Origin of the sequence: Mesotoga sp. UBA5847 (assembly GCF_002432735.1) — a bacterium.
Taxonomy (GTDB): Bacteria; Thermotogota; Thermotogae; order Petrotogales; family Kosmotogaceae; genus Mesotoga.
The window spans coordinates 69,902-92,384 of record NZ_DJGL01000074.1; the positions used below are offsets into that span (position 1 = coordinate 69,902).

Sequence of the window (22,483 nt, forward strand, 5' to 3'; positions counted from 1 at the left end):
ACCTTTCCTTCTCTCACTCTTTTTGAAATCTCAAAGCTCCAAATCATTTGAAATTCCCTGCATAGCTCTTAAGGAAAGAGAGAGAAACTCCGAAAGAGAAATTCCAAATTCTGAACAACTTGCCATTTGCTCCCTGCTTGCGCCCTTAGCAAACGACTTCTCCTTGAATCTGTTCAAGAGGAATTCGACATCAGTATCGACAAGTTGGGTTCCTTTTCTGATAAGGACGGCAGCTACTATGAACCCTGTCACAGGGTCGGCTGCATAAATGGCTCTCTCAATAAGTGACTCCCTCTCCTTCTTATCACAGTGCGCTAGAATAGCATCTTTCACTTCGTTGGGAAGATCCTTTCCTTCAAGCATCTGCACGGTCTTGTTACCGTGTTCATTGAAATTATCCTTTGTGAATTCGTAGTCAAGATCATGGAGAAGCCCTGCCATGGCCCAAACATCTCTGTCCTGTTCCAGCTTTTCAGCCAGAGCTTTCATTACCGCCTCAGTAGCAAGTACGTGCTTAATTAGATTCTTTGAATGTATGTTGTCTCTTATAAGAAGCATTGCCTCTTCTCTCGAAATCATTATGCGCCACCTCCGCTGTGAAGACCTTTCCTGCTGCAAAACTATAGTATCTGCCGCTTCCTATTATAACGTGATCCAGCATCTTAATTCCGAGAGTTTCTCCAGCGTTTCTAATCCTAGAGGTAATGCCTTCGTCCTCTTTGCTGGGAGATGGATCACCGGAGGGGTGATTATGGACGAGGATTATTGCTGCGGCAGTTCTGCTGATGGCGGGTTTGTAGACCTCTCTGGGATGAAGAAGGGAAGAATCCAGAATTCCTATGCTCACAGTGTTGAGACCTCTGTAGTTCAGTTTGGTATCTAAAGAAATCACTCTTACTGTCTCCCTATCCATGAAGGCCATATCATGGCAAAGACAGTAGACACCCTCCGGTTCGTCAAGACGTACCCTTGTATTTTCTGACATTTCTCTGAAGATTCTCTGCCCTAGTTCAAGAGAGGCTTTCAGACACACGGCTTTTGCTGTGCCGAGCCCTTTGATATTCATGAGTTCAGATACCTCAGCAGAAAGAAGCGCAGTCAACGAACCATAGTAGTTGAGAAGCTCTTCACTCATCTCAAGTACACCTTTGCCTTTGCTCCCTGTTCTCAGCAGAATTGCTATTAGCTCACTATTGGTGAGAGAGCCGGCACCGTATTCTATCAGTTTCTCCCTTGGCATCAGTTGGGTGTCCATTTTATTCTACCCCCCGCGAATGAAGCTCCTGCCATAGCCTTCCAACTGGTAATCCCATCACATTGTAAAAGTCTCCTGTAATGCATTTTACGAAGAGTGCTCCGTAATCCTGTATTCCGTATGCGCCGGCTTTGTCCAGAGCGATGCCGCTTTCCGCATACTCTCGCAAAACTCTCTCAGGTACTTCTCTGAAAGTGACTTCGGTCTCTTCAATAAACTCGAAGGCGATTTTCTCGGAAACTACTGACAGTGATGTGTATACTGAGTGAGTTTTTCCTGTAAGGGACGAAAGCATCCTGAATGCCTCATCAACAGAACTTGGTTTTCCAAGTACAAATCCATCTAACACAACTACTGTATCTGCTCCCACAACTATTGAATTGGGACGTCTGAGATAGACGTTTTGGGCCTTTCTGTGAGATAGCTCCGAAAGCTCAGCTTCGGAGTATCTCTCAGAGAGATTCTCTTCAACTCCTTCGGGAGGGACGATCTCAAAGGGGATTCTTAGTAGCCGAAAGAGCTCCTTTCTTCTGGGAGAAGATGAACCTAATATCAGTCTTGCCAAAGAGTATCACCAATCCTTCGAATGACTTCAAATGCAATATAAGCATTGATTACTGCCGATATCGATCCAAGAAGTAACATATAAGGGTAAAGAAAAACGATCTCAAAGCTTTTCACAACTAACGTTGAAGCAACCAGCAATTGAGTGAAATTGTTGACAGAAGCACCGACAAGGCTGATTCCTATCAAGCCGAATTTCTCTGTTCTGCTAAGTAGCCACATAACTGAGGCCGATGTAGAAGCTCCCGAAATCCCCATCAAGAATCCAGGTGTTGCAAGTCTTCCTGTTAAGAGGCTGCCTATGAAGGTTTTCCCAATAGAAATGGCGAGAACGTCTTTGAATGGCATTCCTGAAAGAGCTAATATCAAGACAAGATTTGAGAAGCCCCATCTTCCGCCTGGAACTGGCAAAGGAAAAGGTATGAGGCTTTCTAGAAGATAAAGTACAGAACCTATCGCTATTAACATCGATAGTGTGGTTACTCTTCTTGCCTCCATTACTACTCCATCTTCGCGCCAGGTTACAAGCCCGCGCCAAAATTTTTCTGCGGACAAATTTGCCGGTTGCACAAGGGATTTCACCTAGACACTTTGAAAAAAAGCCTCACTGCGTTATCACATCGATGTCGCTTATGCCTGAAGGAATTCTTATGATTATCTTGTTTGGAACGCATACAATCGGTATATTCGGCTTGTCTATCGCGCCTTGTGAAACACATAGTTTTTCTGGGCAATCGGAATCCACAACTGAGATCCTTCCGCCTTCCACTTTGACTAGCATTCCAACATCAAGATAAACTCGTTGGTCTTCCTTAAGGTTCACCGTTCTTATCAGATTCCCTTCAAAATAGATCTCAGCTACATGAGCGGAGGTTCCCCTTGGGAACAAAAGAATCACAATCACTGCTAACAGTGACACAACAAGCGCGAAGTCGTATTTTGTGAATAACTTCATCGCTCCTGATATACTTCAAAACCCGGCGACTTAAAAGTACTCATATCTTCCATTACGAGAAGAACGAGTGCTCCAAATCTCGGCAAGAATGTTACTCCCGGCTCCATCCCAATCACAAAGGCGGCAGTTGCATATGCATCTGCAAGCATGGCACTTCTGCCAATAACGGTTGCGCTAATAACTCCGTTGCGGGATGGGTATCCAGTCTCTGGATCGAGAATGTGGTGGTAACGTACGTTGTCTTCCATAAAAAACCTTTCATAGTCCCCAGAAGTAGCAACTGCACCATCATATAGATAGATATACTCGATTACGTCTTGGACACTCTCCCCTCTCGGATCTCTCACACCGATTATCCACGGCCTGCTTCCGTACTTCGGACCAATTACCCCAATATCTCCGCCAGCATCAATGAAGCCAGTCGCTCCCTCGTCGAGCGCTTTGATCTTCGCAATAGCCATATCTACTGCGTATCCCTTTGCAATCGCTCCAAGATCCATCATTGCACCGTCCGACAGCGAGACATATCCTGTCTTCTCATCGAACGTGATCCTGGAGAATCCGGTGGAACGTAGAGCGGCTTCGATTTCATCTTCTGAAGGAATTCTTCTCAACGAAGACTCATCGTCAAAACCCCACAGTCTGGTTAGCGAATAAAGTGTAGGATCGAATGCACCGGATGTGTTTCTCGAGATCTCAAGAGCGGACTTAATAAGGAAACTTGTTTCTTTGTCGATGTCATGAAGCTCTCCACTTCTGTTTAGCTCGGCAATTATGCCGTTGGTTCGGCTACCGAATTTCTCGTCAATTCGCTTGATCTCGCTTAAGGCGGCTTCTGCCAGAGCAACAGGAGACATTTTCGAGGATGAAACTCTAATGGTAACATAAGTCCCAAGAAGGTATTCGGTTCTGTCGTAGTACTCAACAGGTTTCTGTCGAAAGAAAACGAAAATCAGCAGAACCATCGCAGAGATAAAAAGCAACGCATAGGCTACAGTTCGGCTTCTCAGGAGACTACAGGAATCTCTTCCTGGCACTTGTTGCACCTTCCTTTTTCATCTATCCCAACCACTGAGCTCCGCATACCTTTTCTCTCGATTAGCAGGTTCCCGCAGCGAGGACAAATAGTATCGGAGAGACCGGGAAGGTTCACATTTCCAACGTACACGTATCTCAAATATTCCTTCGCTACTTCTGCAAGTACTGTCAAGGATTCAAGCGGAGTAGGAGGTATTTCACTTTTGTAGCTAGGATGATATCTGTTTATATGGAGGGGAATGTCTTTCGAAAGCTCTGAAATCCATTTTGCCTCTTCTCTCATTTCTTCAGTGGAATCATTCTTACCAGGAATTATTAATGTTGTCAATTCCAAATGCGTTCCTACCTTTTTTGCCGTCTCTATTGATCTTAGAACATTTCTCTTCTCTGTGCCAATTTCATTAATGTAGAAGTCATCGTTCCAACCCTTTAAATCGATATTCATTGCTCTAACCGACTGTGAAAGGAGATCCATTGGCTCCTCTTCAATCACACCGTTTGTAACAAGTACACTGTAAATTCCTTCCTTTGCCGCCGCTCTCGAGGTGTCAAGAATGAACTCGAAAGAGACTATTGGTTCATTATACGTGAATGCGATGCCCCTAGACTCCCTTTCCAGGGCTATCTGAATCAGCTGCTGAGGCATCACACGCTTCACTGTTTTCGGTCTCTCTTTGGAGATTTCCCAGTTCTGACAGAAATTGCACTTAAGATTGCACCCCCACGAACCTACCGACAGTATTGTCTCTCCCGGATAGAAATGGTACAGAGGTTTCTTCTCGATTGGATCTATTGCTATCGAAGTAAGCTGACCGTAATTCAGCGAATACAGCATTCCGTCAACGTTCTTCCTTACACCACAGAAGCCAACCTGATTTGGCTTAATTACACAACGCATAGGACAGAGGAGACACTGAAGAGCGTCTTCTTCACCATATTCGTCAAAATACACGGCCGATTTCAAAACAACCACCTCTTATCGTTGTCAGTAATACCTTTCAACCGCGAACCTGAATATCCTGTAGTCCTCGGATTCCCTGATACCTGCTTTACGTAATGCTATTCTCAACTGCTGCTGAACAGTTTCGACGCCTTCCAGATCGGGTAGAAGGACACCCTTTCTGTTTCCGAGGGTGACAATAACCCCAAACTTCTTTGGATTTAGTTCTGCAACAGTTGTCTCCTCAGGTAGTCCCAGAATGTCCACCGATATATCCAGACATGGCAATTCGCCCACGCTAATTGGTGAGAACCGAGGATCTCTAGTCGATGCTGAAATCGCATTGTTTATTATCTCAAGAGCTACGTTTTCTTCGGTGGGATATATCGTTCCTATGCACCCTCTAAGCGAGCCGTCACGAGTATGGATTGATACGAAACATCCGGCCCTTCTGGCAGTCAATTCCTCAGAAACCCATTCGGGCACAGGAATTACCGAACGCTGCTGCAAATATTCCTCCAGCGCATATTTTGCAACTCTTACAGGCTCGGAATTTGGCAACTCTGTCCCTCAGTCGAAGAAGATCTGAGACAACTTGTAGTATTCAAAAGGCACAAGCTTCTTCGTGGCTATTCCATACTCAAGAGGTATAGAGATAATGTCATTGCCCCTAAGTGCAACCATTCTTCCAAAATCACCTTTCATAACAAGCTCCATTGCATGAACTCCATATCTAGTTCCGAGAATTCGGTCGAAAGCAGTTGGAGTACCTCCTCTCAGAAGATGTCCAAGAACTACTGATCTTGTGTCGTAACCGGTCCTCTCAGAAATGATGTTTGCCATATAATGGGCGATTCCTCCCAGTTTGATATGCCCGAAAGCATCGATCTTACTTTCATCGCCCACAACGTTCTCAAGTTCTGTTGGTTTGAACCCTTCGGCAACAGCAACAATCATATAACCATAGCGATCCATCCTGTTCTTCACATAGTCAAGGATTTCATCTATTGTCATCGGGTATTCGGGAATAAGTATAAGATGAGCCCCGGCAGCCATCCCTGCTTCTAGAGTAACCCATCCTGCTTCGCGCCCCATTAGCTCCACGATGATTATCCTTCCGTGAGACTTCGCGGTTGAATGCAGCCTGTCAATAGCATCTGCTCCAACATTAACAGCCGTCTGATACCCGAAAGTATAATCTGTATTTGCAACGTCGTTGTCAATTGTCTTTGGAACCCCAATCGTTTTGTATCCCATAGAGGAAAGCTTTGCGGCGACACTTAACGTATCGTCTCCACCGATGCCGATAATTGCGTCCAGTCCCAACTTCTTAATGTTTTCCTCCATCTTGGTTCTCATATCTTCCGACTTAAAGGGGTTTGTCCTGGATGTTCCGAGAATAGTACCGCCGAGGATGTGAATTCCTTCAACATCGTTATCGGTAAGCTTCATGCTTTCTCCGATGACCAGCCCTTTCCAACCGTGCATCAAGCCGATTATTTCCACGCTTTCTGGAGCAGATTTGACAATTCCTCTAATAACAGCATTCAACCCTGGGCAGTCCCCGCCGCCAGTCAGTATCCCAATTCGCATTACTAACCTCCTGTAAGTTCTAATAATGCTGACGCATAGACTGTATAATTATAACATGAAGTGACGCAATCTTGTCTGACGACAGAGAGGGAAGAGGCTTATGAAGCTAAGTTTGAAAACATTGAGAGAACATGTGACATCTCCGGAATACTCACCAACTACGTTGAGAGGTCTTGCTGCCAAGCTAGAGCTAAGCGATAATGAAAGCAGGGCATTGCTCAAGAAATATCTTCAGCAATTGGTTGATTCATCGGTAATCGTTAAGGATTCCAAGGGAAGATACATCTCTCCTGGTGAGAAAACGGTAGTAGGGACAGTAGAGTTTGCTAGAAGGAACATGGGAGCCTTTATAACTATTGAAGACGGAGAAGATATCTTCATACCGTCGGAGGATACCGGCTTCTCAATTCATGGAGACACTGTCTTCGTAGAGATAACCGGCAGATTCAGAGAGATAAGAAAAGGAAAGATAGTCAAAGTCATAAAACGGAATAAGGAAAAGGTAGTAGGTACCTTCAAGACAAGGGGAATGATGGCCTTCGTAGTACCTGATGACATCCGAATAAAGAGCGACTTCTACATTCCACCAGAAGGATTCAACGGAGCAAAACCAGACGACAAAGTTCTTGTGAGAATTACCAAATATCCGTCACCGGGGAGAAATCCAGAAGGAGTAGTAGAGCGAGTTCTCGGAGATGCGCTAAGTCCAGAGGTAGACCTCTTGACGGTCATATACAAGCAGGGTCTGCCGGAGCCCGGATATTTTCCCGAAGAAGTTAAGACTCAGGCCGCTAAGATGTCAAGGAAGATTAGCTCGAGAGAGATAAAAGAAAGAGAGGATCTCCGGAGTGAACTGGTATTCACAATCGATGGCGATGATGCGATGGACTTCGACGATGCGATTTCTCTCAAAAGGAATTCCGAAGGGAATTATATGTTGGGAATTCACATAGCCGATGTCTCATACTATGTTCGCGAAGGGACGCAGATCGATTCCGAAGCCTATTCAAGAGGAACGTCTGTGTATTTGCTTGATACGGTTATTCCGATGCTCCCATTTGAGTTGTCAAACGATATTTGTTCGCTGAGACCAGAAGAAGACAGGTTGACTCTTTCTCTTTTGATTGAAGTAGATCAGAGAGGACGGGTGGTTGCCTCCGAGATTAGGAATTCCGTGATCAATTCAAGGAGAAGACTTACTTACTCGGAGGTAAATGGATTTCTTAATGGAGAAGCCTCTGCCGAAACGATGGAAAAGCTTAGGCCTGTTGCCGAGTCTTTGAGATTATCACATGAGTTGGCTCAGAAAATCAGAGATCTCAGAAAGAAACGGGGCTCGGTCATGGACATTTCTTCGAGAGAAGTCAAGATCATTTTTGATGAAGAAGGCAGAGTAGCAGATATCCTGCCTCAAACCCGCGGGATTTCTGAGTGGATTATTGAAGAGTTTATGATACTGGCCAATGAGACAGTGGCCGAGATTTTCAACAGTAGAGGATTACCATTTGTTTACAGGATTCATGAAGAGCCTGATCCTGAGTCGATGATGCAATTGAAGAACTATCTCGAAGCTCTTGGCATGAAGGTAAAAATCCCCAGAAATGTTCATCCTAAAGCTCTTCAACAGATACTTGAGAAGACAAAGGATCATCCTCTCCACACTTCGATAGAGAGAGTTCTTGTAAGAGGTATGAAGCGAGCGGTATATTCCAGTAGGAATATCGGGCATTTTGGGCTGGCCTCAGAAGCATACACTCACTTCACTTCGCCTATAAGAAGATATCCAGATTTAATTGTGCACAGGCTCCTGAAGAAACTGGTGAATAACTCCGGGACAGACCTCATTGAGGAATCAAAGGATCTTGAAGAAGTTCTTCCCAAAATTGCTTCTTGGGCTTCTAAGAGAGAGAGAGTTGCGAATGAAGCTGAATGGGATTTGCTAGACATGAAAAAGGTCGAGTATATCGCTAACAGAATCGGTGACACCTTTGACGGCGTTATAACAGGTGTCACGAAGTTTGGGATTTTCGTAGAGCTTACGGAGAAGATGATATCAGGTCTAATCCATATTTCGACTCTAGATGATTATTACGATTTCATAGAAAACCAGAACATTCTAGTTGGAAGGAAGAGTAAGAGGATTTTCAGAATCGGTGATCAGTTGAGAGTTCAAGTTATAAGGGCAGACAAGACTACAATGGAGATAGATTTCAGCATAGCAAGAGAGAAGGAATCAAGAAACAACAAAAAGAAAACCGCATCATCAAACAAGTCCAGAACGAAGGAACACAACGGGAAGAAGAGAAAAAACTAGTACAGAGGCTCAAATCCTTGGGTGTTCCAGTATTCCTTCATAAGAGACTCATAGAGACTGAGAAGAGCCTGCTTGTGATTTTGTTCCCATTTTGAGAGCGTACTGAATAATCTCTTGATTTCGGCTTTCGAAGATTCCTCTGATTTTTGATTATAGAAGTCTTCGAAGTCTTTCTCTATAAGATAAGCTATTCTAAGCGCGGATAAGTCTCCAGCTAGGGAGTCAACAGAAATGCCTTTCAGCTCAAGAGCCTCCCTCGAAGAGAATGTGTCCCTATCTTCGATTTCTGTGAAAGAGATTTCATCTCCTCTAGAGACTCCTTCGAACATTGCGGCGATGAAAGATACGTGATCCATTTCCATTTCCGCCAGTTCAGCGAACAATTCCCTAACTTCCGGAACGTGAATTTCCCTGGCTCTTTCTCTATAGAACTTTGCACCCTCTCTCTCTCGGGCCAAAGCATACTTCAAAATAGCCAACTCTTCATTTCCCATATTGCGCCTCCTTAAGTTCTATTAAGACATTCACAAGTATTATCTCATTACTTTTCACTTCAACCAAGAGATGCTTGATGTTCAGAAAGTCACTCTTATAGTGATCAAACGTGGTATATTTTCTACAAAAGACTCAGAGAAGAGGTGCCACATGGAGATTATTCGCCTCAAGTATGGGGAAAATACTTTTGCAATAACCGAGACATTGCCGTTTTCAATTGCTATTCTTGATCAAATATACGACGGAGACATTTATCTTGCAATTGATGATTTGAAGGGTAGCAAGATAGAAGGAGATCTCATTTGCATAAAGAATCTAGCCAACTTGTTCGATGATATAATCGCACCTGAGAATTACGCGCCAATCGAGTTTGAGGAGTTCAAGGAATACCTCAGGGAGACCGACCTGACAATAAAATCATTTCCCAGGGGTACATTCTCTGGTTTTCAGGACAAGGTGCTAGCAATTGCAGATAGAGGCGATTACGAAAGCGCTCAGCAGTTTCTAGATATGCTTTTGGAAGCAAGTGTGGACAAAGCAACCGTTTGCGAGCTCAAAGGAACGATCTTTCTTGAATCTGGAAACGAAGATGAAGGCATCAACTGGCTGCAGCGAGCCTTGAAGATTGACCCCTCATTAGTTACAGCGTACTCTTTTCTAGGTCAAACCTTTTATAACAGAGGGGAGTTCAATGAGGCTGCGGCGTACTGGGAGAAGGAAATCGCTTCGTCGCCAGATCACCTCGTCACATATTTCATGCTCACCGATGCTTACATAAATGCGGGTCGCATGGAGGAAGCCTTGAACGTTCTCAAGAGCCTTTCTGAAAGAGATCCTGACAGCATTCTTACAAAAGTAGAAATGGCAGAGCTTTACGGTAAAATGGGCAATAGCGAAATGAGGAAGAAGATGGAAGAAGAAGTACTTAGCGCAAGACCAGTCTACATAAATGATATGGAGCCTTGGGCAAAGGTACAGTTCAAACACTCGAATTTCGACATAGTCGAAGAATCTGCGAAGAAGTTTCTGAATGATGACCCCGACAGGCCGGAACTTAAGATGCTTCTTGTGGTTACTTTCATGAAGAAAGGGAAGTGTTCTGAAGCAAAGCGCCTTCTTGAGGGCTTTGAAAGTGAACAGGTATGGTATTACTACGGAAAGAAGGAGCTTTTTGACGAATATCTTACTGAGGAAGAGAGAAGACGGTGTGGAATAATCTAGTTCTGAGAGTTCCTGCATTTTTCGTGTTTGGGCTCATATTTGGGAGCTTCTCCAATGCTCTGATATTCAGGATTCCTTCCAAAGAATACTCTATAGTAAGACCAAGAAGAAGTATCTGCCCTGGCTGCAAACATGAGCTCTCATGGAAAGACAATATTCCTTTGATCAGCTATATTCTATTGGGGGGAAGATGTAGGTACTGCGGTAAACCTATTTCTATAAGATACCCCATTGTTGAGCTTCTTACAGCATCCCTCTATGCGATAAATGCTTTGGTTTTCTCTCTTACGATGGCAACGGCCTTGTCTGTTTTGACCACGGGGCTGATTGTCTCTTCTTTCATTGATCTAGATCATTATATGATTCCTGATTTGGGAGTAATCATGGTAGGAATCGGTGCCTTCGCTTGGTCAACAATAGAAGGAAGGTTCCCTGAGAACATATTGCACGCTCTTCTTGTCACAGGTGCAATGGTTGCATTCTTTCTTATTGCAAATCACGTCAGGAAGGACAGTTTTGGCTTCGGAGATGTTGAGTTACTTGCTGCACTTTCGTTGGGAACGGGTATAATTGGATCTCTCTACACGATTATGATAGCTTCTTTCTCTGCTCTCATAGTCTATGCAGTTACAGCTGCAGCAAAAGGAAGGCGCTTTGATAGAAAGGCTCAACTTCCGTTTGGCCCATTTATTGCAATCGGAGGCTACTCTACGCTACTCTTTCTGGATTTTATCGAGGCGCTGTACAGAGTATGAGAATTGGGAAGTGGACTGCCAATTTGAAAGTTGCTGCTTCTGGATTTGCAGAGTTTCTGAAGAATGAGGGACTGAACTATTCCACGGGTACTCTTGGAGAGTACTTTGTGGAATTGAAGAATGGCAAGGGTTTCAAGCTTTACACTAACCGGTCAGGTAACATCCGTCTGATTATGCCCTCAAGTTTTCCGGAAGAACTAGCGGAGCGACTGCTGTTTCTTTGGGAAGAATACAATGGCAGAGTCTATGAAGGAACTCATGTCTTTGTTGACGGGAGCTTCAAGGATAACATTGCGGGATACGGAGTGGTAGTAGTTACTGAAGGTCGAATTGAAAAGAAGATGAAGGGGTGTGCCAAGAAGAACCCGGAAATGAGGAATGTAGTGGGAGAGATCGAAGCAGTAATAGAAGGATTGTCCTACTGCCTGAAAAGGAGCTACAAGAAGGCGACTATTCATTACGATTATGAAGGATTGAGAAGCTGGCTAACAGGAGAATGGGAAGCGAAAAACGATCTTACGAGAAGGTATTCAGAACTTGCCCGCGATATGTCGAATAGAATACTAATCGAATGGGAGAAGGTAAAGGCGCATACCGGAAACACATTCAACGAGATTGCGGATAAGCTTGCCAAGGAAGCAGTTGATGAGTGTGAATATGATCATCTCACTCGAAGGAAGTGAGTGGCATCTGCAAAGCTATTGAAAACTTCGTTCCAGAGAAGGTTTTTTCGATCTGCTAATACGAGTAGACCTTGAAGACTTGTATGACCTCTCTAGGAATGCGATGATTAGGTGAGCGTTTTTTCACTTGCGCTGATACCGATGACTGCGAATCGGGCTCGGTTATTCATATTTTTGTTGCTTTAAGTCTCCTCTCAACCCGTTGAGGCAAATGCAGACTCTTACTTTTGTTTCTATATGGAAGAGCAAAGAAACTATGAGAGGTCTGCGTTATGAAGAGCGCTTTTGATAACATTGAAGGTCAACTGAAGAGAATATTATACAAGTCAATCGAGGAGGAACGACTGTGAAAGTGTACATAAGTGCCGATATTGAAGGAACAGCTGGAATTGTTGACTGGGATGAAGCAAAAAAGGGTCACAAAGACTACGAATACTTCAGCAAGCAGATGACTGCTGAAGTGAGGGCGGCGGTACAAGGGGCGTTGAAGGCAGGAGCTTCGGAAATTGTTGTGAGAGATGCCCACGGAAGTGCGAGAAACATCGATCCTTCTGCTCTGCCTTCAGAGGTTCGGATTATTAGAGGATGGGCGAGAGATCCTTTGATGATGATGCAGGGCATAAACGAGGGTTTTGGAGCTGCTGTGTTTACTGGATATCATTCGCCTTCCGGGAGGGGTATGAACCCTCTTTCTCATACCATGTCTGGAGAAATATACTATCTGAAGATCAACGGTGAGTTGATGAGTGAATTCTTGATTAACGCAATGTCGGCTTCCTACTATGAAGTACCTGTAGTCTTCGTAAGTGGCGACGAAGGAGTCTCAAAGATTGCTGAAGAATCAGTGAAGGGTATAATTACGGTCCCGACAAACAGAGGAAGCGGTTCTTCGGTCGACTCCATTCATCCAGAAAAGGCACTAAAGCTGATTGAGGAAGGTGTATACAATGCAGTTAGGAAACAAGAAGCCGTTCCTCTGGAATTGCCGGCAGAATTTAACGTGGAGATAGCTTATATTGACCATAGAGTGGCTCACAAACTCTCTTTCTTCCCTGGGGTCAGCAAAAGAGATGACAGAACTCTAGCCTTCGAAGAAAAGAACTATTATGAGGTGCTTAGAAAGTTGCTGTTTTTACTGTAAGTGTTCTCTCTAGTACTACACAGGTTATGACGCGCTAGATTAGCGAATCGATAGACTAGGTCTTTTAAGCCGAACACTGTTCTCTAGTGGATAATCAGGAGGCAATTCGGTTTCCGGCCTGAAACCACATTTAGCGTATATAGACAATGCCTTTCTGTTTCTTCGAGACACATCAAGGACAACCTCAAACCCTGTTTTGTCAAGAGAATCAAGAATCACACGCCCATAACCCATACTTCGGAATTCTCTTTTGACGGAGATCATACCCAGATATTTCTGACAAGCACGAATGCTCATGCTCATAGCTTTCTGTAAGACTCGATACTCTTTGAATAGTCTTAATCCGAAAGGACCAAAAGGAAAATTCCTAAGCTCAGGTTTTTCAGAAACCAATTCATTCATTGTTTCTGGAGAGTAAAGAGCAAATATTGCAACTGGTTCCTCATTAATTGCACAAAGTGTTATGTGGCTGTGGTTTATCGGGCTATTCATTGAAGCAAGACACACAATCCCATCTATAGCTCTTTTCCCAAAAGCCTTTTCGAAGTGAGAGGGATCTGTGTCGTAAATGAGCGGAGCAATGAAATCCGCATCGCTCAGTTCACCCAATCTGAAATGCATCATCGTCTTCATAAGTGAATTCTATACTTCTAAAAGAAGTTCTTCAACTGTATGCTGGCATGGGATTGCATCCGATAAAATTGGTTTGAGCTGGGCGCTTAAGGAGGCTTATGAATAATAAAGAGAGGAAAGCAGATGAGAGTTTGATGATCGCAGAACGTCTGCTTGGCGGAGTCCCTGAACCTTCGGCAATTCTTTCCATCAAGGGTAAGATTGTCGTTAAAAACACAAGGTGGGAAGGGCTAGTTGCCGCTTACTACTGTGAAATGAGTTTCATAAGAAATGATGAATTCGATTTTCAAAGCTTTCTTTCTCTGCTGGATGGCCCGGCAACCAGCAGATTCAGAGCAGTTATGGACGGTCATGAAGCCTATGAGTACTTCTCGCTAGAAGATAAAGGCCATCGTGGAGGTTTTTCATTGACAATTAGCATCTCTTCTTTGGGTATATCGGAAGAGCTGTCTTACTTGATTTCCATTAGGGATGACAACGAATCCAGTTGTCTTATGAATGCGCTGAAAGATATGGCCTTTTCCGATCCACTCTCGGGATTTGGAAACGAGAGCTCCATGCATTCCTTCCTGACCGAAAGGATTTTTCTTTCGAAACAAGAAGGCTTCTCATTCCATGTGATCTGTATCTTCCTCTCTGGGATAAAAGAAATCACTGCGATGTTTGGAAAGAAGACGTCGGATGGGTTTTTGCACAGATTCAGCCGGAGGCTCGCCAAAGAATCATCTGAAGAAAGGCTCTTCAGAATTATGGAGGATGTTTTCATAATCGCAATGGATTCCAGTGAAAGGTACACTGTTTCTTCGATGGTGTCTTCACTTGTTTCAAGTCTTGAGAGACCTGTTTTCATAGGCGATACAGAGATATTGCCCTCGGTGTTGATAGGAGTCTGTCAGTTCCCAGCAGATGGAGAAAGCTCGGATTCCCTCTTGAGCAATTGCTTTTCAGCCGCGTTTATCGCAAAGAGGAAAAATCTGAAGTGGAGCTTCTATTGTTGATCAGTGGAGATAGAAAACAACCGCATCAAACTCTCCTTTATTGGAACCCACATCGCCATCATTGGAAGCCGAATAACCCGCTACAGCGAATCCATCGCCGCAACTCGCGATCGAAAGACCCACATCTTCCATGTCTCCGCCCAGGAAGCTTTGCCAAAGCAGTCTTCCATTGTTATCAAGCTGCAGAATCCAGAAATCGCTGTGGGTTAACCCGGTCTTTCTCAACGATGAACTCTCATGACTATTCGAACTGACATTCGACTCAGAGAAACCCACCGCCTGAACTCCTCCGGAAGGTGTCAAATAGAAATCCCTTATTACATCGTTGCCGTCACCACCGAATGTTTTTGCCCACAGGACTTCTCCTTCGGTTGAGAGCCTAACAACATAACCATCATAATCTGGACTCTGCCTGTGAGAGAAGGTCCCATTAGTGGAGTTAGTAGAGCCACTGATAAAGATGTCGCCAGAAAGGTCTACCTTCACAGAAGAAGGAGAAACCTCGGTTTCTTCTGCCAGCACGCGTGACCAAATCAGGTTTCCTTCTCTTGAAACCTTCAGGACAAGAGTTGATGAGAATTCTATAGTGATTCCATTAACTGTCAGTTTACTCCCTGAATTTCCCTCTGCGTCTCCGTCATCTGATGTGGTCTCTGCAACAATAACAATGTCACCGTTAGGATCAAGATCAAAAGCTACTGCCCTATCGAAAGAGCTGCCACCAAACGATTTCCGCCAAACCTCTTTTCCAAAGTTATCTAGCTTCAAGAGCACCACATCGCTTTTGATACCATCAAGTGAAGACTTAGTTCCCAAAAGAAAGTATCCATCTTCAGACTCTATCACCGAAGCAGCTTCACATAATGGTCCGTGGATCTGGAACCTCCAACTCTCATTGGCAAATCTGTCAAGTTTGATCGCAATTAGAGTAGATGATTCTCCGATTTTCATTCCCGATGATCCATGCACTCTACCTGAAACAAGAAACCCGCCGTCAGAAGTAGCGATTACATCACTGAACTCAGTCCAACCCAGATCGAATCTCTTCTGCCAGGCAAGGTACCCATTTCCATCTAGTCGCACAATCCACCCATCTCTTGAAGGGCTGCCGGGTGTTGCATTAGCTAGTGTGAAACTTTCCGATGATCCTGCTAGAATCAAACTTCCATCGGATAATGACCTCACCCTTGTGAAGATATCCCTTGATTCGCTACCCATAATCCTTTTCCACAATAAGCCTGGTATTGTCTTTGTTGAGAATGACCAGATAGGACTCTTTACTGAACCGCCCTTACCGTCATCTGCGATAACCTGCCAGAAATACCTCACCCCGTCTTCAAGAGGGGGTAGCGAATAGTGGTTCTCCGTTACGTTCTCGACCAGTTTTTCCAGCTCCGCACTCCCAAAAAACAGATCGTACGACAGAGGGTCGCCGTCCGGGTCAGCACATTTCCACGAAAGAACGAGATCACTGAAAAAGTCTTCGATTCCATCTTCAGGAAAAGGAGAAAAAGGCTCTAGAGGCCATTGATTTTTGTCCAAAATGATTATGCTGAAGGTTTCACAGTGCCACTGTTTCAACTCATCTATCGCTTTAATGGTTACTCTATGCGCTGAAGGGGCTTCGGTAAATGTAGCAGTGAAACTGTATTTGTAATCCTTTATGAAACCTACTCCACTCACCAACTCGTATTTCACATTGCCGGACTCTGAAATAGTGACCTCTCTCAAGTCGATTTCGAGGGTTTCGCCTTCAAGAAGCTTCTTGTTATCTATTCTTAGTAATGGTGGTTGAAGCGAGTTCTCTATTAAGACTTCAATCGGAATGACTGCCGTTAAGGTATCCGATTGAACAACGATTTCAACATTATCTTTGGGGAGGTTGAGTTGCCTTGAATCAATCAAAAGCAAATCGTCAACAATTTTACCGTTTCCGCCAACCACCGAAAAAGAGAGGCTTTTTCCGTTACTTTTCACGAGATCTGTAAGTGAAAGCGAAAGCTGTTCTCCGAACTTGATCCTGATTGCTTCAGTCTGAAGCAACTCGAAATCTTGTGTCTGTCGTCTCAGCAGCCCGAGACCAAGAACGGCTGCCAGGGCAGCAGAGCTTACCAAAATTATGAAAAGCATCCTTTTCATGTCAAAGTCTTACCTTACGTCTCTTCTTCTTTGAGGAGTGTGTAATCTTGAGAAGGAAACCCATGGTTATTGCCAAAATTGGGATTAACCAAGCCCAGGATGTAATCGAAGCTTTCTTATCCTTAGGAGGAGCCATAAGCGTGAAAATCTCTTGAGTAGAGTTCCCTTCAACGTCATTAACAGTAACAATGTATTCTCCGTATCCATTTACAATAATATGCATTTCCCTTTCTCTTTCGTTTACCGGGTAAGCCTTTCCAGAAACGACAACCTCTTTCACATTTACGTCATCTCTGACCGTGAAAGTCAGTATTCTTTCATTGTCGGAAGCGGCAAACTGGACTGGATCGCCGTAAATATCAGGATACCCTGTTGAAACTGGATTCACAGAGAGGTACATCTTCTCTAGCCATCCGAAACCTGTAACAAAGTAGCAACTCTCGCCTTCTTCAGTTGCCTGCACCTCTTGGCCCTGTCTGAGGCTCTCATGATCCTCGGAAACCCAGAATCTTCTCGCTTCTGCTTCAATAGCAAAGATTGCGGCACTCTTGTTCCCTTCACAGTCAAAAGCATAAACAGTATAAACACCCGTTCCTTGAACTTCAGTCTTTATTTCTTCTGAAGCAGAATTGACTTCGAGTGTTGAGACTGTGAGATCTGGTGAGACGATTTCGACGGTAGTTACGGTAGCGTTATCCGAAACGGAAAACTCAAGATACTTGGTTTCCCCTAGCGAGACTCTCTGCACTCCTTCACCTTCTATTAGGGGAGGTTCAACGTCCGGAGCAGATCTGGAGAATGAGTCCTTGTCTAGCCACTCGCCGTTCACTAGGAAGGCTGTCTCTCTTGAATCATCTATGATAACCCTGTCACCCCTTTGATAAACTCCGATATCTTTGACAACGTACATTACTACCTCTTCAAAGCGCACCGTAAGAGTTCTTTCGTCATAGAGCCCCGAACTATCGTATGCTCTTATAATATAGTCACCGGCGCCATCTGGCTCAAAGACAACTTCCCTGTCCGCTCCAATTACGACTTGCTCTCCATTTACTGTCACTTGCGTCACGGATTGAGAGACAGAAAAACCGACAAAGGCTTCCTCTATGGTGATGTTCTGAATCGAAGGGCCGTAAATCTTTGGCAATTTGTCAAGTTGGAGAAGAAGCGAGTTGATCTCCTTTGCTACTTCCGATGGTTTTGCTCCTTCATTTGTGCTTACTCGATCAAGTGCCTTTGAAGAAGAAACCCAATTTCCAAGAGCATTGTAAGAGAAATACTCTCCGTCTCCAAAGCCTATAAGAGTCCCTATTGCTGAGCCTTTTTCGACATCCCATATCTTAATAGTCCCGTCTGTGGAAGAAGAATATAGGGCATATCCATCACTCGACAGAACAATCTCCGTTACGTCCCAGTTATGACCCGTAATCATATTTACCAGGCTGAGTGACGGAAGAGAAAGAAGTTTTATCGTTCTGTCACAAGAAGCCGTGTAGACCACAGCATCTTCGACTAGTATCTTGGTAACTCGCGCGTTGTGGGCTCTTGAAGTCTTAAGTGGAGACCACGTTTTTACATCGTAGGATTTCAAGTGACCGGCTTCGGAGCCCAGAATTAGAATCGTCCTCTCCCGATCCATGGAGACAGCAGTGAGAGATCCAACCTCGGCTCTGATAACCTTTACTTGTTGACCTGTTGAAGTATCCCAGATTCTTAGGGTCCCATCCTCTGAAGCGGAGTAAAGACGATTCTGTTCGGGCCAATCGACTATCGAGTGCACCGGTCCAGAGTGGCCCCTTAGAGTCCTTATGAAAGAGAGAGAAGAAAGCGACCAAACTTTCACCGTTGCATCAGAACTGCATGAATATAGTGTTTTACTATCATCTGTTACTATCAAGTCATTCACAGCACTTGTATGACTGCTAAGGACTTTGATCTTATTCCCAGTCTTGAGATCCCATACGATGATCATCCCATCATCATAACCGGAAATTCCCATCTTTCCGTCAGGTGAAACGGCTACTGAAGTAACCCAAGCGCTGTTCAGTAAGAGGTTGTTTAAGAGCCTTCCATCTAGAAGACTCCAAACTTTGACAGTATTATCGATATAACCCGAAACCAACTTCTCTCCGTCGGAACTGACAGCAACTGAAGTAACGCTGAATGCCTTGCCATCAGGCAAGTACTCTATACCAATCGAAATGAGAGAACAAAGCAAAATAACAAAGAGTGTAACTTTTCTCAAATCTATCACCCTGTCTGGAGTTCTCAAACAATTCTACCATTCATGACCGATAAGAAACAGCTTGGACTATTCTTCAAGAAATCTCTGAATCTCTAATCGATGGCCGTCCGGATCGCTTGTGAAGAAGTGATAGATATTGAACTTCTCATTAACTATCGGGTCGGTGCAAACTACTCCAGAACTGATCAGTTTTTTGTGAAATTCATCAACATTGTCGGTCAATAACGTTATTATCGGATCGTCTTCTCTGGAACGATCATGAAGATGATTGCAGAACCCGAGCATGCCGCCTCCCGGGGTCGAAAAGATCAAGCATTTCCCCTGATCTTTAAACAAGTCCAGACCGATTAGGTCTTTATAGAATGTTCTCGCTGAGCCGAGATTACTTGTTCCAAAGAAGACTATGGAGTTTATCACCTTCAAGAGCTATCCCTCCCTTTTAAAGTAAAGGCCCGATCTTTGATCGGACCCTTCCGGTTGATCTTACATACATTATCGGGTGCTATGAGGAGAAGTCGCACTTAAAAGGGTGTTGGTGTGCTTTGCTCTGGCGTTGCCGTCTTTCACGTAACAGAACAATCTTTCATCTCGGCTTTTCAACTTTGAGACCTTTCGATGAGACAAGTAGTTCAGGAAATATGTATATTTTCAGTTGCGGAATAGTTGCAAATGCTTTACCGGCATCGATTTCTCAGTCAAGCGGTTAGCCTTTCAAGAGTCGCAATCACTTTCAAAAAGCAAATAAAAATAGAGAAAGAAGCGATCTTTGGTACAACGAAAGAAGGCTCATTCTTTGCTTCTGACTCAACTACACTAAATTTGGTGCTGAAACAAATCGCAAGCACAGTCGAGTTGATCGTCTTCGGAAGTAACTTACTGTGGTGGAAGCAAACCGCGCCTCAAAACCTCCTTATTTGAGGGAAGAACCCAGTAGTCTCCCGTGGCCTGTGGCATAGGTTATCGATCTAGTGTGTCCGCTGCAGTCACCGATGAACTTCAAATTGCTGTATCTGCCGTTGTCAATCTTATTTGAGTAGAACTTGACCTCAACAGCATACATTAGATTGTCAGGATAAGAGATACCGGGAATAACCTCGCTCAGTTTCTCAATAAACTCAGTGATGGAAACGGAAATTCTCCTTGGCAAGACTAGGTTGATGTCGCCAAGAATGAAATCTCTTTCGGGCAATGTAGGCTTGACTCTTCCCAGCCTCTTGGTTCTCTTGCTTTGGATGAAGTCTTCATAAGTCTGCGAAATGACTTTCCTACCTCCGGCAAGAATGTTGCTTAGCCTACTTATATATGAGCCATAACCAATCGGATCGTGAAAAGGTTCCGTGAACCGTGTTGTACATAGAATGGCGAAGTTCGTGTTTTCGGAGCTTCCATCAGAATTTGAATGACCGTTAACCGTTACGAAGTCCTCGTAATTCTCTAGCACAACCTTTCCCGAGGGGTTGTTACAGAAGGTTCTTACAGTGTAGCCTGTTTTGGTCTTCAATCTGACTTTGAACTCGTACATTTCGTTGTTGATCTCTTCCACTACATGATCAGGCAGCTCGAATCTCACTCCAATATCCACAGTATTACTGGACGCAACGATCTCAGGATATCGAGCGGTAACTTTTTTTATCAGAGCATGACCACTCCTTCCTACTGCAATAACCACGTAATCAAACTCGGCCTCAAATCTCTCTCCTTGAAGAATTATCTTGGAGTCTTCGATATTTATTTCGTCGACTCTGGAGTCAAAATGGAAGTGAATGTTCTTTCTATTCGAAAACTCATCGAAGATCCTTGTCAATACTGAACCGAGTTTATCCGTACCTATGTGCCAGAATTTCGAGTTAACGGGCTCAAAGCCTTTCTCATAGAAGAGATTAAAGAAACGCGACTTTCTATCAAAAGAGATACCGGTCTTGACTTGGAGGCTGTCGTCTGAGTCCAATTTCCCCAAATAGTAATCAACTACTTCTTTTTGAACAGAAACAGGTATTTCCATGTCGCCGCCCATGGTATCGGAAACGAAAATCTTACCGTCGGACCTGATACCGCTTATGCTTGAACCGAAAATGTCTTTGGAACGTTCCAGGATATGAATCTCATGGTTTTCACCCAATATCTCGCTTATGAACCCTATTGATGCCGCACCAAATCCAACTACTCCGATTTTCATGAAATGAGTCCCTGAAAGGACATTTCACCTCCCGGTAATTGTATTATTCCCAGCTAAACTTATACTCATATAGCCCCAATTCATCACGAAGCTGTACTAGCTGCTTTCTTAGAACCGCATTCAAAGGGGCCCCTTTATCTTTTCTCGATTGCCATGCAATGTATTCCTTTTCTCCGGCAGTATAGATTCGTTCTTGATTGGGAGCCTTCCTTGATGCCCTTAGCTCTCTAAGAATATCGCCTGCCGTCTTCTTGAACTCTGCTATTGGACTGAATGGTTCGATGTTGATCGCAATGAAGAAGTGACCGATTGGGATGGGTTGCTTTTCCTGAGCTGGTCCAAATCCTGATAACATCTTCAAGAAACTGCCCGCTTGCAGTGCCGCAGATAAAATCTCAACGACAGTTGCGTAGCCATATCCCTTGTATCCTCCTGTCTCCTCACCTATTCCTCCTAGAGGGGTTAAGGCTGCCTTTCCCTTTGTCAGGTCAATAAGGATTTCCTGAGTGTCCGTCCTCGGTTTGCCGTCGAAACCAATAACCCACCCTTCAGGAATCTCCTTTCCTGCACGCGCATAGACCTCTATCTTTCCCCTTTGAGCCACAGACGTTGCACAATCAAGGACGAAAGGAAACTCTTCGTCTGTGGGTATTCCGAAGGTCAGCGGATTGGTTCCCAGCATGTTTTCTACCCCGAAGGTTGGAGCAATTGACGGACGAGCATTTGTGCCGGTTATTCCAATCATGCCCTCACTGATTGCCATCATTGGATAATAGCCGGCTATCCCGTAGTGCGTTGAATTACGCGCTGCAACCATGCCCATTCCATAAGCTTTTGCCTTTTCGATAGCAAGCTTCATGGATCGATAAGCAACCACATGCCCCATTCCATTGTGTCCATCTACTACAGCCGTAGTGGGACTTTCTCTAACGATCTCGAAGTCTGTTACTGGATTCTGAACTCCATCCCTGATTCGATCGACATATATAGGCTTCAATCTACCTACGCCGTGTGAATCGATACCTCTCTTGTCCGATGCAATAAGAACATTAGCACAGATTCCGGCATCTTCATCCGGAACTCCAACGCCAACAAAGACATCTTTCATAAAGGTTTCAAGAGTATCAAAGTCGACCCAGATAACATCATCATATATGTTTCCCACAAAATCGCCTCCTTGTCTTTCTTCTCAGTTAATTATACATTCTGGCAAAACTATGTACAGTTTCGGTCATTAAGAGATTTCTCACATCATCTGAAGGTCTTGTTCTATTTCGATTTTCTTCTCATGCAAAGCCGGCTTTTGATACATATCGAGTGATGCATAGCTCCGGTTGT

General features: G+C 44.2%; 21 protein-coding genes and 1 pseudogene. 6 read left to right on the plus strand and 16 right to left on the minus strand.

Going from position 1 to position 22,483, the window contains the following annotated elements; all coding sequences use genetic code 11:
• Positions 1–30: 30 nt before the first annotated feature.
• From B3K91_RS08675 to B3K91_RS08715, 9 genes and pseudogenes are all read right to left on the minus strand, one after another.
• Complete coding sequence (locus B3K91_RS08675; RefSeq protein ID WP_292593232.1) at positions 31–579, minus strand: HDIG domain-containing metalloprotein; 549 nt, start codon at positions 577–579, stop codon at positions 31–33.
• 40 nt (positions 580–619) lie between these two features.
• Positions 620–1,255, minus strand: a pseudogene (radC, locus tag B3K91_RS08680) (RadC family protein); the annotation flags it as partial.
• 1 nt (position 1,256) lies between these two features.
• Entirely contained in the window at positions 1,257–1,820 is a 564-nt protein-coding gene (locus tag B3K91_RS08685) for a Maf family protein (RefSeq protein WP_292590367.1), read from the minus strand.
• Positions 1,808–2,317 (minus strand): Gx transporter family protein, encoded by a 510-nt coding sequence (locus tag B3K91_RS08690; RefSeq protein ID WP_214061100.1) that lies wholly within the window; start codon positions 2,315–2,317, stop codon positions 1,808–1,810. The genes B3K91_RS08685 and B3K91_RS08690 overlap by 13 nt, the downstream gene beginning before the upstream one ends.
• 106 nt (positions 2,318–2,423) lie before the next feature.
• Positions 2,424–2,774, minus strand: a complete 351-nt coding sequence (locus B3K91_RS08695; RefSeq protein WP_214061101.1) for a NusG domain II-containing protein — start codon at positions 2,772–2,774, stop codon at positions 2,424–2,426.
• Entirely contained in the window at positions 2,771–3,811 is a 1,041-nt protein-coding gene (locus tag B3K91_RS08700; protein ID WP_214061102.1) for an FAD:protein FMN transferase, read from the minus strand. The genes B3K91_RS08695 and B3K91_RS08700 overlap by 4 nt, the downstream gene beginning before the upstream one ends.
• The gene (amrS, locus tag B3K91_RS08705) at positions 3,781–4,776 is read right to left on the minus strand and encodes an AmmeMemoRadiSam system radical SAM enzyme (protein WP_214061103.1); all 996 of its coding nucleotides are present in this window, start codon (positions 4,774–4,776) and stop codon (positions 3,781–3,783) included. The genes B3K91_RS08700 and amrS overlap by 31 nt, the downstream gene beginning before the upstream one ends.
• Before the next feature lie 21 nt (positions 4,777–4,797).
• Positions 4,798–5,313 (minus strand): AmmeMemoRadiSam system protein A, encoded by a 516-nt coding sequence (gene amrA / locus B3K91_RS08710; RefSeq protein ID WP_292590369.1) that lies wholly within the window; start codon positions 5,311–5,313, stop codon positions 4,798–4,800.
• Positions 5,314–5,322: 9 nt separating this feature from the next.
• Positions 5,323–6,345, minus strand: coding sequence for a 6-phosphofructokinase (locus B3K91_RS08715; protein WP_214061105.1), 1,023 nt, complete (start codon positions 6,343–6,345; stop codon positions 5,323–5,325).
• Positions 6,346–6,445: 100 nt separating this feature from the next.
• Here B3K91_RS08715 and rnr point away from each other — a divergent pair, with 100 nt between their 5' ends.
• Complete coding sequence (gene rnr, locus B3K91_RS08720; RefSeq protein ID WP_292590371.1) at positions 6,446–8,659, plus strand: ribonuclease R; 2,214 nt, start codon at positions 6,446–6,448, stop codon at positions 8,657–8,659.
• Here the strand turns inward: rnr and B3K91_RS08725 are convergent.
• Positions 8,656–9,153 carry a ferritin-like domain-containing protein gene (locus B3K91_RS08725; protein ID WP_099828814.1) on the minus strand — a complete coding sequence of 166 codons (498 nt, stop codon included), beginning with the start codon at positions 9,151–9,153 and terminating at the stop codon, positions 8,656–8,658. The two genes, rnr and B3K91_RS08725, sit on opposite strands and share 4 nt — an antisense overlap.
• Positions 9,154–9,304: 151 nt before the next feature.
• Here B3K91_RS08725 and B3K91_RS08730 point away from each other — a divergent pair, with 151 nt between their 5' ends.
• From B3K91_RS08730 to B3K91_RS08745, 4 genes are all read left to right on the plus strand, one after another.
• The gene (locus B3K91_RS08730; RefSeq protein ID WP_292590372.1) at positions 9,305–10,375 is read left to right on the plus strand and encodes a tetratricopeptide repeat protein; all 1,071 of its coding nucleotides are present in this window, start codon (positions 9,305–9,307) and stop codon (positions 10,373–10,375) included.
• On the plus strand, positions 10,360–11,130 hold the full coding sequence (locus B3K91_RS08735) for a prepilin peptidase (protein ID WP_292590373.1): 771 nt from the start codon (positions 10,360–10,362) through the stop codon (positions 11,128–11,130). The genes B3K91_RS08730 and B3K91_RS08735 overlap by 16 nt, the downstream gene beginning before the upstream one ends.
• The gene (locus tag B3K91_RS08740; RefSeq protein WP_292590374.1) at positions 11,127–11,813 is read left to right on the plus strand and encodes an RNase H family protein; all 687 of its coding nucleotides are present in this window, start codon (positions 11,127–11,129) and stop codon (positions 11,811–11,813) included. Before B3K91_RS08735 ends, B3K91_RS08740 begins: the two co-directional genes overlap by 4 nt.
• Before the next feature lie 346 nt (positions 11,814–12,159).
• Entirely contained in the window at positions 12,160–12,954 is a 795-nt protein-coding gene (locus B3K91_RS08745; protein WP_292590375.1) for a M55 family metallopeptidase, read from the plus strand.
• 39 nt (positions 12,955–12,993) lie between these two features.
• On the opposite strand, the gene B3K91_RS08750 is transcribed toward B3K91_RS08745, so the two are convergent.
• Positions 12,994–13,587, minus strand: coding sequence for a GNAT family N-acetyltransferase (locus B3K91_RS08750; protein ID WP_292590376.1), 594 nt, complete (start codon positions 13,585–13,587; stop codon positions 12,994–12,996).
• 98 nt (positions 13,588–13,685) lie between these two features.
• Between B3K91_RS08750 and B3K91_RS08755 the strand changes: the two genes are divergently transcribed.
• Entirely contained in the window at positions 13,686–14,585 is a 900-nt protein-coding gene (locus tag B3K91_RS08755) for a GGDEF domain-containing protein (RefSeq protein ID WP_292590377.1), read from the plus strand.
• On the opposite strand, the gene B3K91_RS08760 is transcribed toward B3K91_RS08755, so the two are convergent.
• The 5 genes from B3K91_RS08760 to B3K91_RS08780 form a co-directional block, all read right to left on the minus strand.
• Entirely contained in the window at positions 14,586–16,724 is a 2,139-nt protein-coding gene (locus tag B3K91_RS08760; RefSeq protein ID WP_292594644.1) for a hypothetical protein, read from the minus strand. It abuts the gene before it with no gap.
• Position 16,725: 1 nt separating this feature from the next.
• The gene (locus B3K91_RS08765; RefSeq protein ID WP_292593240.1) at positions 16,726–18,969 is read right to left on the minus strand and encodes a WD40 repeat domain-containing protein; all 2,244 of its coding nucleotides are present in this window, start codon (positions 18,967–18,969) and stop codon (positions 16,726–16,728) included.
• Positions 18,970–19,035: 66 nt separating this feature from the next.
• Positions 19,036–19,386 carry a VOC family protein gene (locus B3K91_RS08770; protein WP_292594647.1) on the minus strand — a complete coding sequence of 117 codons (351 nt, stop codon included), beginning with the start codon at positions 19,384–19,386 and terminating at the stop codon, positions 19,036–19,038.
• 493 nt (positions 19,387–19,879) lie between these two features.
• Complete coding sequence (locus B3K91_RS08775; RefSeq protein WP_292593243.1) at positions 19,880–21,145, minus strand: NAD(P)/FAD-dependent oxidoreductase; 1,266 nt, start codon at positions 21,143–21,145, stop codon at positions 19,880–19,882.
• Between the two features lie 43 nt (positions 21,146–21,188).
• Positions 21,189–22,310 carry an Ldh family oxidoreductase gene (locus B3K91_RS08780; protein ID WP_292593245.1) on the minus strand — a complete coding sequence of 374 codons (1,122 nt, stop codon included), beginning with the start codon at positions 22,308–22,310 and terminating at the stop codon, positions 21,189–21,191.
• Between the last annotated feature and the right edge of the window lie 173 nt (positions 22,311–22,483).